A 15,226-nucleotide genomic window follows, 5' to 3' on the forward strand; every position below is an offset into this window, starting at 1 on the left:
ACGTGACGGGACAGGCCGACAGGGGCCGGGGCGCACGTCCCCGGCCCGCGTACGTGCCGGTCAGCCCTTGCTGGCGCCCAGGGTCAGACCGTTCACGAACTGCCGCTGGAGCGCGAAGTACACGACCAGCGTCGGGATGGCGGTGAGCAGAGCGCCCGCGGCGACCAGGTTCGGGTCGGTGAAGTACTGGCCGGAGAGATTGTTGAGGGCCGATGTGATCGGCATGTTCTGGCCGGTCGAGATCAGCACGAGGGCCCAGAAGAAGTCGTTGTAGATCCAGATGGACAGCAGGGTCGCAAGAGCGGCCATCGCCGGACGGCACAGCGGCAGCGTGATCTGCCAGTACAGCCGCCATACGGAGGCGCCGTCGACCAGTGCGGCCTCGGTCAGCTCGTGCGGCAGCGAGCGCATGTAGTTGCTGAGCACGAACGCGCAGAACCCTGACTGGAACGCCACATGGATCAGGACCAGGCCGAGCGCCGAGTCGTACAGCTTGCCGCTCGCCGTGATGCCGGGCAGGTCGGTGAGCAGGTACAGCCGGTACAGCGGGGTGATGATGACCTGCTGCGGCAGCAGGTTGCCTGCCGTGAAGACCAGCAGCAGCGCCAGATTGAGGCGGAAGTCGAAGCGGCTGACGTAGAACGCGACGCAGGAGGACAGGAACAGCGTGAGCAGTACGGCCGGCACCGCGATCAGCAGCGTGTTGCCGAAGTAGTGCGTCATGTCCGACTGCTCGAACGCGTTGGTGAAGTTGTCCAGGTTCAGCGTGTCGGGCCAGGACACATAGCCCTTGGTGCTGGTCTCGCCGTACGGGCGCAGGGCGGAGAAGACCGCCCACAGCAGCGGCGCCAGCCAGGCCAGCGCGGTGCCGGCGAGGAAGACGTGCAGCAGGATCCGGGCCGGGCGGACCGGGGGCCGCCGCTTCGGCGGGGCAGTGACGGTGGAGGCGGTCATGCGCGCCGCTCCTTCCGGAAGGTGGCCACCAGGTAGGGGATGATCACGGCGAGCGAGATCACCAGCAGCACCACCGCGATCGCCGACCCGTACCCGATACGGCTCGACTCCCCGATGATGTTGTTGGTCACCAGGATCGACAGCAGTTCGGTGCCCTGGGCGCCCTTGTTGAAGACGAACACCAGGTCGAAGGCGCGCAGGGCCTCGATGATGGTCACGACCAGGACGACGGTGTTGGTGGGGCGCAGCGTCGGGAAGATGACGTGCCGGAACGTCTGCCACTCGTTCGCCCCGTCCAGCGCGGACGCCTCCCGCAGGGACGGGTCGACGCTCTTCAGCCCGGCCAGGTAAAGGATCATCATGTAGCCGGTGTGCCGCCAGGAGGCGGCGACGAGGACGGCCCAGAGGTTGAGCTTCGGATCGCCGATCCAGTCGATGTAGTGGCCGGGCTTGTTGGCGCCGATGAGGCTGTTGATCAGGCCCGTGTCCGGGTTGTAGACGAGCTGCCAGACGAACCCGATGCACGCCATCGAGATGACGACCGGAAGGAAGAACGCCGTCTGGTAGACACGGCTGAAGCGGATCTTCTTGTCGAGCTGGACCGCGAGGAAGAGGCCGAGCGGTGTCGGGACGAGGATGAGCACCACGAACCAGACGACGTTGTGCTCGACGGCGGGCCAGAACTGCGGGTTGTCGGTGAACAGCTGCTTGAAGTTCTGCAGCCCGACCCACTTGATCGAGTCGAAGCCGATGCCGTCCCAGGTGGTGAAGGCCAGCGCGATCGAGGCGAGGGCGGTGACCCAGACGAGGGCCACATGCAGAACGGTGGGCACGCCCGCCATCAGGGCGAGCGTGATCCGGTCGCGGCGGGTGAGCAGGCGCCGGTGGCCGTGCACGGACGCCGCCCGCCTGGTGGCGGACGCGGCGCCCGGAGGCGGCACGTCCGCCGCCTCCGTGGTCTTGGTCGTCGTATCGGCGGACTCGTCGGCTGTCGTCGCGGGGGTCGTGTCGGCCGTCGTCCCGGCCGTCGTCTCGGGGGTCGTCTCGGGGGTCATGTCGGCGGTCATGTCGGTGGTCACGCGGAGGCGAAGATCGTCTTCTTCTGGCGCTCGATCGAGGACAGCAGGCTGTCGACGCCCTTGGGGTCCTGAACGAACTTCTGCAGCGCGGGCTGCATCACCGTGGAGGTGAAGTCCGGGCGGCTGTCGCGGTCCATGAACTGGGTCAGGGTCTTGGCACCGCTGATCATCGTGAACGCCTTCTTCTGCAGCGCGCTGTAGGAGGAGGTGTCGGCCTTGGCGGAGGCGGCCACCACGCTGGGGTCGGTCTTGAGGTAGGTCTGCTCGGCGTCGGGGGATCCCAGGTACTCCAGCAGCTTCACGACGCCGTCGTGGTTCTTCGGGGCTTTGCTGACCATGAAGCCGTCTGTCGGCGCCTCGACGGTGTCCTGCCCGTACGCGGAGTTGATCTCCGGGAAGGCGAAGAAGTCGAGGTCGTCCAGGTCGGCCTGGTTGGTGAACTGCTGTGCCACGAAGCTGCCCAGGAGGTACATGCCGGCCTTCTTCGCCACCAGCGTCTGCGCGGCGTCCTGCCAGGTGCGGCCCAGCGCCCCGTCCTGGTGGTAGGGGAGGATCTCGGTCCAGTGGTCGAAGACGGCCTTCACCTTGGCGTCGGTCCACGAGGCCTTGCCCGCCATCAACTGCACGTGGAAGTCGTAGCCGTTGAGGCGGAAGTTGATCTGGTCGAAGGTGCCCATCGCAGGCCACTGGTCCTTGTCGCCGAAGGCGATCGGGACCAGCCCGTCCTTCTTCATCTGCTTGCACAGCGCGGTGAACTGCTCCCAGGTCGTGGGGACTTGGTAGCCGTGCTGCTGGAAGACGCTCTTGCGGTAGAAGACCGCCCAGGGGTACGTGGTCAGCGGTACGAAGTAGTACTTGCCGTCCTCACCCTTGCTGAGCTTCTTCATCGCTTCGGGGAAGTTGTCCCCGATCTTCTGCCATACGTCGTCGATCGGGGTGGCGAGCTTCTTCGCCGCGAAGAACTGCATGCGGAAACCGGCGAACCAGTTGAACACGTCGTCAGGCGTGCCCTGGAGGTAGGAGTTGATCTGCTCCTGGAAGGTGTTGTGGTCCTTGGTGTTCACCGCGACCGTGATGCCGGACTGCTTCTTGAAGGCCGCGTAGACCTGCTCGAACGCCTTCTTCGGCACCGCGTCGGAAGCGTTGGAGCCCAGGGTGACGGTCTTCGGGTCGGAGCCCGAGCCGCTGCCGCCGCAGGCGCTCAGCAGGGGTACGCCGGCACCGGCGAGCAGAACTGCTCCACCGGCTCCGCGCAGCAGGGAACGGCGGCTCGGGCCGGAGGCGGGGACGGGTACGGAGACGGAGGGATCGGAGGGGGTGCGGTGCATGACGGCTCCTGGGGGAGGGGTCGGTCACGGTGGCCTCTCCGAAGAGGGGTCAGAATCCACCAGAAACCAACTCGACCGAACATCGTGGGCGCCATGAGACTCGTATGTCCGCTCATACGTCAAGACCTGCGTCAGCAGTTGTGGAAAACGTAATGGGCGCTGCCTTGATCCATCCCCTCGGAGGCGGCGCGGATCGCGAGGGCCTCTTCGGCAAGGCGAATACGACACATACGAACACTTCAGCGCAGGTGGCGGGGCGCCCCGCACCCCGCTCGGGCGGGGTCGGCCGTGGGCGGTCAGCCGATGCGGACCTTCTTCGACACGGTGACCTGGTCGACCTCGGACGTACGGACCGTCACCCGCATCGTCCAGGTGCCCGAGAGCGGCAGGTTCAGTGTGTCCGCGGCCCAATAGCCGCCCCGGTCCCGCAGCCTGGCGTCCAGCGGGCCGATGCCCCGCTGCTCGAACGTGAAGGCCAGGCGCAGTTCGGGCACGATCGCGATACCGCCGTCCGGCCCGTAGATCACCGCCTGCACCTGGTTCTCGCCGACCCGGCCCGGCGTCAGTTCGATCTGCACCTTGCCGCGACCGCCCGGTGTGCCCACGTCGAAGGGGACCTCCGTGGTGGAGCCGAGGGGCTGGTCGGCCGCGGTCCGGGCAGCCGCCGCCTCCTTCTCCGCCCGGCCCGGCTGCGTGCCCGTCAGCAGCGTCGTGATCACCAGGACCACCACTCCGACGGTGATCTCCGCCAGCACCGAGCGGCGCAGGGCCCGGCGGTACGGTGCCCGGTCGTCCGGGGCCGTCCGTCCCTCCGGTCCGGAGCCCGCGTCGTCGGCGTCCCGCGGTACGGCCTCGGTCCGCCCCGTCGCCGCTCCGACCGTCTCCCGCACCCGCTCCGGCACGGTCACCCGCGCCGCGGGCACCTTCGTCGTGAGCGGCTCCGCCGTGAGCGGCTCCGCCGTGAGCGGCTCCGCCGTGAGCGGCTCCGCCGTGAGCGGCTCCGCCGTGAGCGGCTCCGCCGTGGGCACCGCGAGCCGCGCCGTCCAGCGGCGCGAGAACGCCGCCGCCCCCAGCAGCACGACGACCGCGACCAGCTTGGCGGTCAGCAGCCTGCCGTACGTCGTGGAGGTGAGCGCGCCGAGGGAGCCGAGGCCGCGCCAGGACTGGTAGACGCCGGTGGCGACGAGGACGACGACGGACGCCAGGGCCAGGCGCGAGAACCGGGTGACCGCGGCGGCCGGCAGTTCGTCGGGCGTCCGGTACAACGCCGTGAGCAGGGCGGCGAGTCCGCCCAGCCACACCGCCATCGCCAGCAGGTGCAGCACCGCCGAGGTCATCGCGAGCGGGACCTGAACACCCGCGGAGGCATGCTCGGACACCGCCCAGGTGAGCGCCAGGGCGAGCGAGAACAGGCCCGCCGCGGCCCGCGGCGGAGTCCGCCGTCCGCCCTGTGCGGGCGTCGGTCCCGCACGCCTCGCGTACAGCGCCGCAGCGCCCAGCAGGGCGACGCGCGCGAGCAGCGCGAGACCCGGACGGCTCGTCGCCGTCTCCCGCAGGACGGTGAGATCGGCGATCGCCGAGGGGCCGCTGCCGCGCTCGTACGGCCCCCGCAGCAGCAACAACGCGAGGGTGGACGCAAGCAGCGTCCACCAGCCGCCCACGAGCAGACCTCGCGCGGCCCCGGCTCCCGCCCCGGTCGCCATCGTGAACACGGCGACGCCCAGCAGCAGGGCCAGACCGCCGTACGCGACATAACGCGCGATGTCATACAGGGCTGTCGAGGCCGCGTCCTGGGCCGTGTCGGAGGGCACCACCGCGGTCGTCGCGGAGGGCTTGCCCACGGAGAAGGTGAGGGCGCCGGAGACCGGGTGACTGTCCGCGGACACCACGCGCCAGGCCACGATGTAGGTGCCCCGCGCGAGCGCGGGGAGGGTGACACTGGCCGTGTCCGACCGGCCCTCCGCGTGCTCCTGCTTCCCGGTGTGGACCCGCCGGTTGCCCGGGTCGAACACACGGATGGAATCGTCCAGCAGGCCCACCGACTCGGAGAAGGTGAGGGTGACGGCCTTCGGTGCCGACTTCAGCACACTGCCGTCGACCGGGTCGGTGCCCTTCAGCGCGGCGTGCGCGGAGGCGGAACCGGCGCCCGCGAGCAGCATCAGGGGGACGACGAGCAGCGCGAACGCGATCTGCCGCAGTCCGTGTCCGGGCACCCCCGCCCACGGACTCCTCCCGCTCCTTTCGCCTGTGCGTCCTCCACCCACGTCCTGTCTCCCGTGTCGGTCCGTCCCGGGTCCCGGTTAGGTACGGACGCCGTGTTCGCCGTGCTCACACCATCATGACCAGGTGCCGTGTCACCACGTGGGCCGGGCCGACACACCGCCGTCCACCACCAGGTCGTGACCGGTGATCCAGGAGGCGAGCGGAGAGGCCAGGAACACGCAGGCGTCGCCGATGTCCTCCGGGCGTCCCAGCCGGCCCGCGGGCGCCGCCCGCCGCCATCGCTCCACCCCCTCCGGCCAGTCCTCCGCCAGGCCCTCCCGGTCGACCAGGCCGGGCGAGACGGTGTTGACCCGGATGCCGTCCGGGCCGTACTCGAGGGCCGCCGACCGGGCGTGCATCACGACCGCCGTCTTGGACGCGCAGTAGTGGGCGTGCAGCGGTGCCGGGTGCGTGGCCTCGACGGAGGCGATGTGGGTGACGGTGCCGCCGCCCGATCCGCGCATGACCTCCACCGCCGCCTGGGTGCAGGCGAAGACGCTCGACAGGTTGGTGTCGACCACCGCCCGCCATGCGGCTGCCGTCATCCCGGCCAGCTCCTGTTGCGGCTGTACCCCCGCGTTGTTGACCAGTGCCGTCAGGCGGCCACCACCCCATCGCGCGGCCTCATGGACCAGGTTCCGGCACGCGTCCTCGTCGGCGAGGTCGGCCCGCAGTACGACGGCCCGCGCGCCCGTGGCGCGGATCCGCCCGGCCACGTCCCGCGCCGCGTCCACCGATGTACGGCAGTGGACCGCGACCGCCGCGCCCTCCTCGGCGAACCGCAGCGCGATCCCGCGCCCGATGCCGCCGCCCGCGCCCGTCACCAGGGCGACCTGCCCCGCAAGCAGCCCGCTCACGGGCGGCACAGCCCGGCGATCCGGGCCGCCTCGGCCGGGTGGCGCGCGGTCAACTCGGCCACGTCGCCGTGCTCGTAGCCGTCGTCGGTGAAGCCCGGCGCCATGGTGCAGCCGAAGAGCGTCCATGCGCCGCCCTCGGCGACCCTCCCGCCCATCCAGGTGCCCGCGGGCACGGTGAACTGGACGTGCTGGCCGCCGAGGACGTCCGGTCCGAGCAGGACCGTGCGGGAGGTGGCGGCGTCGGGGCCGAGGAGGAGCAGCTCCAGTGGATCGCCGAGGTAGAAGTGCCAGGTCTCGTCCGAGGGGAGGCGGTGCAGTGCCGAATAGTCGTCCGGGTCGGCGGTCAGCAGGGCGATCATGGCGGTGCCCTCGGGGCGGCCGTCGGGGCGCTGTGGGCCTGTCCAGGTGCGGTGGAAGCGGCCTCCCTCTCGAGGGATGGGTTCCATGCCGTAGTGGGCGACGAGGTCGGCTGGGGTCATGGGAGGGAGGGTAGGGGGCGGGCGGGCGTGCGTTGTCCCTGCGGGGGCGTTGCGAGATTTGCGCAGTTCCCCGCGCCCCTGAGTGAGTGGGCTGCGGTGCGGTGTCGGCTGCGGATGCGTTGTGGGATTTGCGCGGTTCCCCGCGCCCCTGAGCGCGCCGGCTGCGGTGCGGTGTCGACTGCCGGTGCGTTGTGGGATTTGCGCGGCCGAGATGTGACACGGTCCGGATGTGACGCGCGGCACGCTGCCGGAGGGCGGTCGGGGACGGAATGCGGTCGCGGGCAGTCGTGTTGGGAAACAACAGCCGCTCGACATCGTCCAGTTGCTCTCATGTGCAGCATGCACGCACGCGTACAGCCGTTTCTCATGATTGGAATGCCTGATGCAGCAAGTGCCCGGCGGAGAAGCCTTCCCCACGGAAATCCTGCGCTACACCGCCTTCACGGAGACCCCGGACGGTGGCAACCCTGCCGGAGTGGTGCTGAACGCGGCGAGTTTGTCGATCCAGGACATGCAAGCGATCGCGGCAGAGGTCGGCTACAGCGAGACCGCCTTCCTGACGCCGCCGCCCCTGACGACAGGGACGGAACAGGCGGACCCCACACGCTCGTTCACCATTCGCTACTTCAGCCCGCTCGCAGAGGTGCCGTTTTGCGGGCATGCCACTATTGCGACCGCCATCGCGCTCGGAGAGCGGATCGGTCCGGGCGAGCTGGAGTTCCGGACGCGAGCAGGAACTGTTCCCGTCGCTGTGACCGCGGACGAGGGCGGTCGGCTCAACGCCACCCTGACGAGCGTGGAACCGCATGTCGAAAAGGTGGAAGAGAGCTTCGTGCAGGAGGTCTGCGCCGCGCTCTCCTGGCGGACGAGTGAACTGGACCCCGCGCTGGAACCGCGGATCGCCTACGCAGGTGCCCGGCATCTGATTCTGGCCGCGGCGACGCGTGAACGGCTGGCGGACCTTGAGTACGACTTCGCCGGTCTGAAGGACCTCATGCTCGCGAAGGACCTGACCACCGTTCAGCTGGTGTGGCGGGAAACAGGGACCGTTTTCCACGCTCGCGACCCGTTCCCCGTCGGCGGCGTGGTCGAGGACCCGGCGACCGGTGCGGCAGCCGCGGCTTTCGGCGCGTACACGAGAGAGCTGGGCCTTGTCTCCGGCAATGCGGTGCTCACCATCCATCAAGGGGCCGACATGGGCCGCCCCAGCACCCTGACCGTTCACCTGCGGGACGGCGACACAAGGATCCGTGTATCAGGAACGGGAACGCGGATTCGCTGACCGTGGCGGAGTGCGGCTGAGGAAGGCCAGTCGGGCTCGCTTTTCGGGGAGGTGGACGTCAGGCAGGGCTATCTCGGGCAGGGTGACGGCCGGGCCGGCGGTGAAGCCCTCGCGGAGGAAGCGGGCCATGGCCTTCTCGTTGCGCTCGTCGGGGTCCACGACGATCCGCCGGCGGTCGAGGCCGGTCAGGACGTACGAGGTGAGGGCGGCCAGCAGGGCCGACGTCCAGCCGGAGCGCGGTCCCCCGGGGCCGGCCGGGGCGAGGAGGACATGGATCCCGATGTCGCCGGGTCGCACCGTGTAGCACTCCCCGACCCGGTCGGCATCCGGCTCATAGGTCTGCAGCAGTGCGACCGGTTCGCCGTCCTTGACCGCGAGGAAGGCGTGGTGGGTCTCGAGTGTCTCCATGTGGGCGTAGATGTCGCCCGCCTGACTTTTCGTCAGTTCGATCATGCCCCAGAAGGCGGCGCGTTCCTCGCTCACCCAGGCGTGTACGACGTCCAGGTCGGCCCGTGGATCCAGGCGCAGGATGCGGACGGTGCCGAATCCCTGGAGCGTCTCCTCGAACACGGCCTCACGCGCGGCGCCGTACGACTGCTCTGTGCTCCTCGGGGACATCGGGGTCATCGGGGTCTCCTTCTTGAGAAGGTTCCAGTCGGTCACGACCGGAACGAGCTCCCCCTTGAGCCACAAGGGAAGCTGGTCATGGTGGTGGGGCGAGACCGGGACGCCCGAGGCCCCGAAGGGAACCACCCAGAGGCTGTCGTCGCGACGGGCGAGGTCCCAGACGTAACGGGCCGCCGGGCCGCGCGCGCTCAGATCGCTCAGGCCGGGCACGGCGGAGGTGCACAGGACGCAGTCGTGGTCGCCGGACAGGGACGGCTCCGGAACGTCGCCGGAGATCGGTGCGAGGGCCCGCCAGGCGGCCAGCCGGTGGGTGTCCCCCCAGGTTCCCTTCGGCGGGTTTCCGGCGACCTCCTCCAGTGCCTCGCGCACGATCGCCGCGCGGTCGATCCCGTACAGCTCCTCGGCGCTGAGCAGGTGTTCGAGGGCGAAGCCGATCCGCGGGAGCAGGGCGAGCCAGGGCAGGAAGATCTCCGGGTACGCGGGCGGGGTGGCCAGCGGGCCGAAGGCGGGCTGCGCGGCCAGCCGTCGGACGACCGCGCCGCGTACCGCCGCGAAGGCCGCCGCCTGAGCGCTGTCCGCGTCCATGTGCCGGTCCCAGATCAGCAGGCGTTCGCGCAGGTCGGCGGCGGAGGCGCTGAGGCCGTCGAGTGCGCGGAGGTGGTCCAGCAGAGCAGCGGCGGAGGCGAGTTCGGTGTCCGTGTGGATCGCCGCCATCCCTCCGGCGGACCAGGTGGGTTCGCGATCCAGCAGGTCGTGGATGCGGGCGGCCCGGTGCCCGGGTGCGAACTCGATGCCGAGAGGGCCGGCCGGACCGCGCTGGTTGGCCATCACGGCGAGACCCTTCCGCACGGTCGCGCGAGGCATCTCGTGCCATCCCCGCCACTCGTGTCCGGGCTCCCAGGCGGGAACCAGCCGTGTGGGGTTGGCCGCGGCGCGGCGCGGCACCCTGCCCGCGACGCGGTGGAGGGCATTGCCGTCCGAGTCCGCCGCCAGTACGACGTTGACGGGCTCGGCCCAGAGGTCGAGTGCACGGTCCACGTCGGCGACGCACCCGGAGCGAAGGAGAGGGAGCAGGGCACCGAAGCCCAGATCGCCGGTGACCCGGGGCGGGTAGCGGAGGGCTATGGCGACCGGGGTGCCATGGTCGTCGGCCGTGTCTGCCGCGTCGGCCACAGTTCCTTCCCTGACCGTGCCTTCCCTGACGATGCCTTCGGGACCGCCGATGACCACCGGGCCCCTGGGCGTCTCGATCACCTCCACCTCGACCGGACCGCCCCCGGCGACCTCGACCGTCTCGTCCAGCCGGATCGCCTCACGCCATACCCCGTCCGGGTCCAGGGCTTCCACAGCGCCGTCCGGCGTGCGCCGCAGGCGTTCGCGGTAGAGGTCCTGGTAGTCGGCCATCGCGTTGGTGATCGCCCAGGCCACCGGACCCGCGTGGCCGAAGTGGGCGATGCCGGGGACACCGGGGACGGCGAGGCCGACGACGTCGAACTCCGGGCACGCGAGCCGGATCTGCTGGTAGACGCCGGGGTCCTCGATGAAGCGGTGGGGATCCCCGGCGATGACGGGCCGCCCGGTGACCGTGCGCTCGCCGGTCACCAGCCAGCCGTTGCTGCCGGATGTGCCGGGCCCGTCGGTGGCGAACAGGCCCACGGCGTCCTCGCCGAGCCGCCTCGCGGCCTCCTCGCGCCACAGCTTGGCTGGGAAACCGGCGAACAGGATGTGGGTGGAGAGCCAGATACCGAGGGGGTGCCAGGGCTCCCAGCGGCCGGGGGCGAGACCCGTCCCGGTGAACTCGGGGGCTCGCCGGGCGCCTTCGGCCAGTGCCTCGTCGACCCCTTCGGCGTAGGCGCGCACCCAGTCCGCGGTCTCGGGGTCCCGCTCTTCCAGTGCGGCGAAACAGCGCCTGGCGGTGTCGGCGAGCCGGGCCCTCCGTGCGAGCAGGTCCCAGGCCAGGGCGGACGGTCCGAGGAAGGACGCCGAGGTGCCCTCGACACGGTGCCGCTCGACTTCCAGCTGCCAGGCCCGGTCCAGGGCGGTGACGTGACCCTGGACCCGGGCCAGGTCGTGCGCGTCGGCGGCTCTCAGATGCGGGATGCACCAGGCATCGCGGTAGATCTCGCGGCAGATCGCGGTGGTCACCTTGGCGGCCCTTCTATTTAGGTTAGCCTTCCCTAACTAATCCCGGGGAATCGTACCGGCGCGCGGCCCGGCCCAGGGCGCGGGATCATCGGGGGCATGGACGCCACCCTTCATCTCGCCCAGGAACCCGACGCCGACGCGCTCCTCGGGCGCAGTCCGCTCGCCGCGCTGACCGGGATGCTGCTGGACCAGCAGATTCCGATGGAATGGGCGTTCAAGGGACCGTGGACCATCTCCCAGCGGCTCGGCGCGGACGACCTCGACGCGCACGAGATCGCCGCGTACGCCCCGGAGGCATTCGCCGCGCTGCTCTCGCAGAAGCCCGCGGTGCACCGCTACCCGGGCTCCATGGCCAAGCGGATCCAGCAGCTGTGCCAGTACCTGGTCGAGCACTACGACGGGGACCCCGAGGCGATCTGGAAGGACGCCGGCAGCGGGCAGGAGCTGAGGAAGCGGCTGGAGGAACTGCCCGGGTTCGGCAAGCAGAAGGCACAGATCTTCCTCGCCCTGCTCGGCAAGCAGCTGGGCGTACGGCCCCAGGGGTGGCGGGAGGCCGCGGGCGCGTACGGCGAGGCCGAGTCGTTCCGGTCCGTCGCCGACATCACCGGGCCCGCGTCCCTGGCGAAGGTCCGCGCGTTCAAGCAGGAGATGAAGGCGGCGGCGAAGGCGGCCGGGAGCGGGAAGGCGTAGGCGGGGGGCTGCGCGCGGCCGTAGACGGCAAAGCGTCCTGGGTGTCAGCCGGTTGGACCACACGGCTGGCGGGGTGCGTGGACCGGGTCCAAGCATGGATCATGACCGACGCATCGAGTTCCTCCTCCCCGGGACCCGGCTTCGACGACCGTCGCGTCCACGCCGCCCGTGACCCGCATACGCGGGGACCGGCACCGGAGGGCGTCGAACCCGAACCCCCCGTCGAGGGGTTTCTGCACCTCCTCGCCCGCACCGCGTGGCAGGTCGTTCTGCTGACCGGTGTCGCGTCCCTGATCCTGGGCATCCTGGTCCTGATCTGGCCGGGGCCGTCCCTGCTGGCCGCCGGGGTGCTCTTCGGCATCTATCTCGTGGCGAGCGGCATGCTCCAGCTCGCGTCCGCATTCGGCACGCACAAGACCACCTCGCTCCGCGTCCTCGCCTTCATCAGCGGCGCCCTGTCGATCCTGCTCGGCCTGTTCTGCTTCCGCGGCCCCATGGAGTCGGTCCTGCTGCTCGCCCTGTGGATCGGCATCGGCTGGCTGATCCGCGGCATCACCCAGACCGTGGCCGCCGCCCATGACCCCGGCGTACCGGCTCGCGGCTGGCAGGTGTTCCTCGGCGTCGTCACCTTCGTCGCCGGGGTCGTGCTGATCGTCTCGCCGTTCGCGTCGATCGCCGTGCTCACCCTGGTCGCCGGGTGGTGGCTGGTCGTGGTCGGCGTGGTCGAGATCGGCACGGCGTTCCGGATCCGCGGCCGGGCGAAGCAGATTCCGCGCACTGTATGACCAACGTCAACCCCGCGCCCGGCAGATACCCCGAGCGAGCGGTTTGGCCGCCGACACGATGAACGGTGCGTGCGCGATGGGGAGATGACCCTCGTGAGCCCCGTGAGCCACGCTTCGCCCGCCCCGCGCACCGCCCGCCGGTGCGTTGCCCGGCGGTGCGTTGCCCGGTTGCGGGTGCTCGTGGTGCTCGTCGCGCTGCTCCTGGCCGGCGCGCACACGGGGCCGATGGAAGCCGACACCGCCGCGGTCTGCTCGTCGTACTCCGCGTGGGACACGGAGGAGTACGACGATCTCGCGGCGGTGCCCGGGCCCACGGGTCTGCGCGTACGCGCACCCGCGCCACGGCTGCCGCACCCCTGCGGACGAAGCGTCACCAGGAGCCCCGGGCCCCATGCCGCGACTCCCGCCGCCCCCGCGCGGACGCCTCGCTTCCCTGCCCTGCGCGCCCTGAGCACCGTCGTCCTGCGCTGCTGACAGAACCGGCTCTCCGGAACCGTCACCCCTGCCAGCAACGCGAGGACATCGTCATGCTCATCGACCCGTACGCGGTCCTGCACGCCCTGCTGCGTGCCGAGGCCGCACGCAGCTCGAAACCGCGACAGGAACCCGACCCCGAGACCGCACCGAAGCCTGCCCCGGACCCCGACCTGGATCCCGCCCTGGACCCCGCCCTGGACCCCGCACCGGATCCCGACGCCGGGCGGGATCACAGCCGTCCGCCCGTCGTCCCGCCCGGAAGGAGAGACGACGGGTAGCGGGACGAGCGGCACGCACACCGGGCGGTCACCCTGAGTGGGTGACCGCCCCCGGCGACGCACAAGTGGAGATGTACACGTAACGACGGCGCGGCGGATACCGCCGATGGCGTGGACCTCCGGCGAGCCACCGGATCAGCCCATGCCTCGGACGCGCACCACACGGATCCGCCCGCCCCGGAAACGCTCCCCCGCGGTTCCCCGGAGCGTGGAGGCCCTGAAGCACCAAGCGCTCCGCGGAAATTGCGGTGCATCATCCACGGGCCCGTCGTGGCAGGCCGCGCCCGCGCGGCGGAGCCGCCTGCCGACAGGGCCCCGCGCCCCTTCAGGGCGCCACGGAACCGCACCCGACTCTGCCCGACGCGCTTGGAGCTCTGGAGCTCTGGAGCTCTGGAGCTCTGGGCCCTGAGCACAAGCGCGCGGGAGCCGACCCGGCAGCCCCGGGCCGCGCAGGCGCCCAAGCGCGGGGAAGGGCGCGAGCGCAGGAGCGCGCCCCGTCACCCCGGGGCGGCGCTCCCGGGCGCGCCCCGGCCGAGCTCCATCTCCGTCAGTCTCCCGTTTTGGCACTGTTTACCGCGTCTTTTCCCCTGCCGTACTCCGCCGCCATGGCTGCGCCCGGATCGACTTGACCGGTAGGCTTTCCGTGTGATCTTCAAGCGCATCGGAAACGGCCGGCCGTACCCCGACCACGGCCGGGAAAGCACCCGGCAGTGGGCGGACGTCGCGCCGCGCCCGGTCCGCCTCGATCAGCTGGTGACGACCAAGCAGCAGCTCGACCTGGAGACCCTGCTCGCCGAGGACTCGACGTTCTACGGCGACCTCTTCGCGCACGTCGTGAAGTGGCAGGGCGACCTGTACCTGGAGGACGGCCTCCACCGCGCCGTCCGTGCGGCACTCCAGCAGCGCCAGGTCCTGCACGCGAGAGTCCTCGAACTCGGCTGAACCCGGCTGCACCCGACCGGCCTCGGCCGACCGGTCCCCCCGGGGAGCGCGAGGGCCGGCCGCGCGCGCCCTTTGACCCTTTCGGGTTGGAGTCTGAGGCATCCAATGATCATCTAGTAGGCATTGCCGCCTCGGCGCACTACGCTGCGCCTCATGAGCATGCTGACTCCCCCAGGCATGGGCGGCCAGTACCGGATCACGGGGGACAAATACCCGCGGATGCGCCGACCCCGGCGCCGCGGCCGGCTCGTGTTCGCCGTCATCGCGTCCGTGGCCGCCATCGGACTGATCGGCTGGGGAACCCTGCAACTCATCGACGTCTTCACCGGCGGCGGCAAGGCGACGGCGGCCGGTGTCAAGGCCGACTGCAAGACCAAGGTGGGCGCGTCGCCCGCGGCCTCCCCCAAGGCCCTGCCGCACCCCGCCCAGATCACCGTGAACGTCCTCAACGCCACGCCGCGCAGCGGCCTCGCCAAGGACACCGCGGACGAGCTGAAGAAACGAGGCTTCCGCATCGGAGACGTGGGCAACGCGCCCCAGAACTTCGACAAGAAGGTCAAGGGTGTCGCGGTGCTGTTCGGCGCGAAGACCTCTCTCGACGGTTCGCTGCCGGTCATCGGTACCCAGCTCCCGGGCGTCGAGCGCCGCGACGACACGTCCCGCACCAGTAACGCCGTCGACCTGATCCTCGGCGACAAGTTCACGTCGCTGACCAGCAAGGCGGACGCCGACAAGGCACTGGCGGCCCTGACCGCGTCGGCGTCGCCGGGCGGCAAGAACGGCAAGAAGGGCTGCTGAGGCCGCCGCTTCCGGCACGGCCACGGAACCCGGTCCGGGGATGCGGCTCCCGCCCGGGAACCGCACCTGCCGTCCGTACGCCCTCCGCGCCGCCCTCTTCCGCGCCCAGGGCCTCTCGTTTGGATCAGGCCGGGCGCGGGGCCTTGCAGGTACCCGGGGCTCCGCCGCACGGGCGTGGCCGGCCAGGACGGGCCCGCGGACGGACCCGCGGAGACGAACCGCAATTCCCGCGGAGCGCTCAGG

Annotated in this window: 14 protein-coding genes; 7 read left to right on the top strand and 7 right to left on the bottom strand. The window is 70.8% G+C overall.

The window, feature by feature from the left end; translation table 11 throughout:
* Window positions 1-60: 60 nt before the first annotated feature.
* The 6 genes from ABZ845_RS23595 to ABZ845_RS23620 all read right to left on the bottom strand — a co-directional run bounded on the left by ABZ845_RS23595 (window position 61) and on the right by ABZ845_RS23620 (window position 6,959).
* Window positions 61-954 carry a carbohydrate ABC transporter permease gene (locus ABZ845_RS23595; protein ID WP_360982798.1) on the bottom strand — a complete coding sequence of 298 codons (894 nt, stop codon included), beginning with the start codon at window positions 952-954 and terminating at the stop codon, window positions 61-63.
* Window positions 951-1,895 carry a sugar ABC transporter permease gene (locus tag ABZ845_RS23600; RefSeq protein WP_360982938.1) on the bottom strand — a complete coding sequence of 315 codons (945 nt, stop codon included), beginning with the start codon at window positions 1,893-1,895 and terminating at the stop codon, window positions 951-953. Before ABZ845_RS23600 ends, ABZ845_RS23595 begins: the two co-directional genes overlap by 4 nt.
* 134 nt (window positions 1,896-2,029) lie before the next feature.
* The gene (locus ABZ845_RS23605; protein ID WP_360982800.1) at window positions 2,030-3,361 is read right to left on the bottom strand and encodes an ABC transporter substrate-binding protein; all 1,332 of its coding nucleotides are present in this window, start codon (window positions 3,359-3,361) and stop codon (window positions 2,030-2,032) included.
* Window positions 3,362-3,657: 296 nt separating this feature from the next.
* Window positions 3,658-5,520, bottom strand: coding sequence for a copper resistance protein CopC (locus tag ABZ845_RS23610; RefSeq protein WP_360982940.1), 1,863 nt, complete (start codon window positions 5,518-5,520; stop codon window positions 3,658-3,660).
* Window positions 5,521-5,715: 195 nt separating this feature from the next.
* A complete protein-coding gene (locus ABZ845_RS23615) occupies window positions 5,716-6,489 on the bottom strand; it encodes a glucose 1-dehydrogenase (protein WP_360982802.1) in 774 nt (257 codons plus the stop codon).
* Window positions 6,477-6,959: a cupin domain-containing protein gene (locus ABZ845_RS23620; RefSeq protein WP_360982804.1), complete on the bottom strand. Its 483-nt coding sequence runs from the start codon at window positions 6,957-6,959 to the stop codon at window positions 6,477-6,479. Before ABZ845_RS23620 ends, ABZ845_RS23615 begins: the two co-directional genes overlap by 13 nt.
* Before the next feature lie 382 nt (window positions 6,960-7,341).
* Here ABZ845_RS23620 and ABZ845_RS23625 point away from each other — a divergent pair, with 382 nt between their 5' ends.
* Window positions 7,342-8,241: a PhzF family phenazine biosynthesis isomerase gene (locus tag ABZ845_RS23625; RefSeq protein ID WP_360982942.1), complete on the top strand. Its 900-nt coding sequence runs from the start codon at window positions 7,342-7,344 to the stop codon at window positions 8,239-8,241.
* On the opposite strand, the gene ABZ845_RS23630 is transcribed toward ABZ845_RS23625, so the two are convergent.
* Window positions 8,215-11,001 carry a GNAT family N-acetyltransferase gene (locus tag ABZ845_RS23630; protein ID WP_360982943.1) on the bottom strand — a complete coding sequence of 929 codons (2,787 nt, stop codon included), beginning with the start codon at window positions 10,999-11,001 and terminating at the stop codon, window positions 8,215-8,217. The genes ABZ845_RS23625 and ABZ845_RS23630 overlap by 27 nt on opposite strands.
* A gap of 108 nt (window positions 11,002-11,109) precedes the next feature.
* Between ABZ845_RS23630 and ABZ845_RS23635 the strand changes: the two genes are divergently transcribed.
* The 6 genes from ABZ845_RS23635 to ABZ845_RS23660 all read left to right on the top strand — a co-directional run bounded on the left by ABZ845_RS23635 (window position 11,110) and on the right by ABZ845_RS23660 (window position 14,983).
* Window positions 11,110-11,703, top strand: coding sequence for an HhH-GPD-type base excision DNA repair protein (locus ABZ845_RS23635; protein WP_360982806.1), 594 nt, complete (start codon window positions 11,110-11,112; stop codon window positions 11,701-11,703).
* Window positions 11,704-11,804: 101 nt separating this feature from the next.
* The gene (locus ABZ845_RS23640; protein WP_360982808.1) at window positions 11,805-12,488 is read left to right on the top strand and encodes an HdeD family acid-resistance protein; all 684 of its coding nucleotides are present in this window, start codon (window positions 11,805-11,807) and stop codon (window positions 12,486-12,488) included.
* Window positions 12,489-12,581: 93 nt separating this feature from the next.
* Entirely contained in the window at window positions 12,582-12,962 is a 381-nt protein-coding gene (locus ABZ845_RS23645; protein ID WP_360982810.1) for a hypothetical protein, read from the top strand.
* A 53-nt stretch (window positions 12,963-13,015) separates the two neighbouring features.
* A complete protein-coding gene (locus tag ABZ845_RS23650) occupies window positions 13,016-13,243 on the top strand; it encodes a hypothetical protein (RefSeq protein ID WP_360982812.1) in 228 nt (75 codons plus the stop codon).
* 645 nt (window positions 13,244-13,888) lie between these two features.
* Window positions 13,889-14,185, top strand: coding sequence for a type II toxin-antitoxin system VapB family antitoxin (locus ABZ845_RS23655; protein WP_003986294.1), 297 nt, complete (start codon window positions 13,889-13,891; stop codon window positions 14,183-14,185).
* Window positions 14,186-14,338: 153 nt separating this feature from the next.
* Window positions 14,339-14,983, top strand: coding sequence for a LytR C-terminal domain-containing protein (locus ABZ845_RS23660; RefSeq protein ID WP_360982813.1), 645 nt, complete (start codon window positions 14,339-14,341; stop codon window positions 14,981-14,983).
* The last annotated feature ends 243 nt before the right edge of the window (window positions 14,984-15,226 follow it).

This window comes from Streptomyces sp. NPDC047022 (assembly GCF_040644155.1).
GTDB lineage: Bacteria > Actinomycetota > Actinomycetes > Streptomycetales > Streptomycetaceae > Streptomyces.

Bases quoted from the DNA above. Each gene is read 5' to 3' on its own strand.
- ABZ845_RS23595 (WP_360982798.1), bottom strand. From the start codon at position 954: ATGACCGCCTCCACCGTCACTGCCCCGCCGAAGCGGCGGCCCCCGGTC.
- ABZ845_RS23605 (WP_360982800.1), bottom strand. From the start codon at position 3,361: ATGCACCGCACCCCCTCCGATCCCTCCGTCTCCGTACCCGTCCCCGCC.
- ABZ845_RS23610 (WP_360982940.1), bottom strand. From the start codon at position 5,520: ATGCTGCTCGCGGGCGCCGGTTCCGCCTCCGCGCACGCCGCGCTGAAG.
- ABZ845_RS23620 (WP_360982804.1), bottom strand. From the start codon at position 6,959: ATGACCCCAGCCGACCTCGTCGCCCACTACGGCATGGAACCCATCCCT.
- ABZ845_RS23625 (WP_360982942.1), top strand. From the start codon at position 7,342: ATGCAGCAAGTGCCCGGCGGAGAAGCCTTCCCCACGGAAATCCTGCGC.
- ABZ845_RS23635 (WP_360982806.1), top strand. From the start codon at position 11,110: ATGGACGCCACCCTTCATCTCGCCCAGGAACCCGACGCCGACGCGCTC.
- ABZ845_RS23640 (WP_360982808.1), top strand. From the start codon at position 11,805: ATGACCGACGCATCGAGTTCCTCCTCCCCGGGACCCGGCTTCGACGAC.
- ABZ845_RS23650 (WP_360982812.1), top strand. From the start codon at position 13,016: ATGCTCATCGACCCGTACGCGGTCCTGCACGCCCTGCTGCGTGCCGAG.
- ABZ845_RS23660 (WP_360982813.1), top strand. From the start codon at position 14,339: ATGAGCATGCTGACTCCCCCAGGCATGGGCGGCCAGTACCGGATCACG.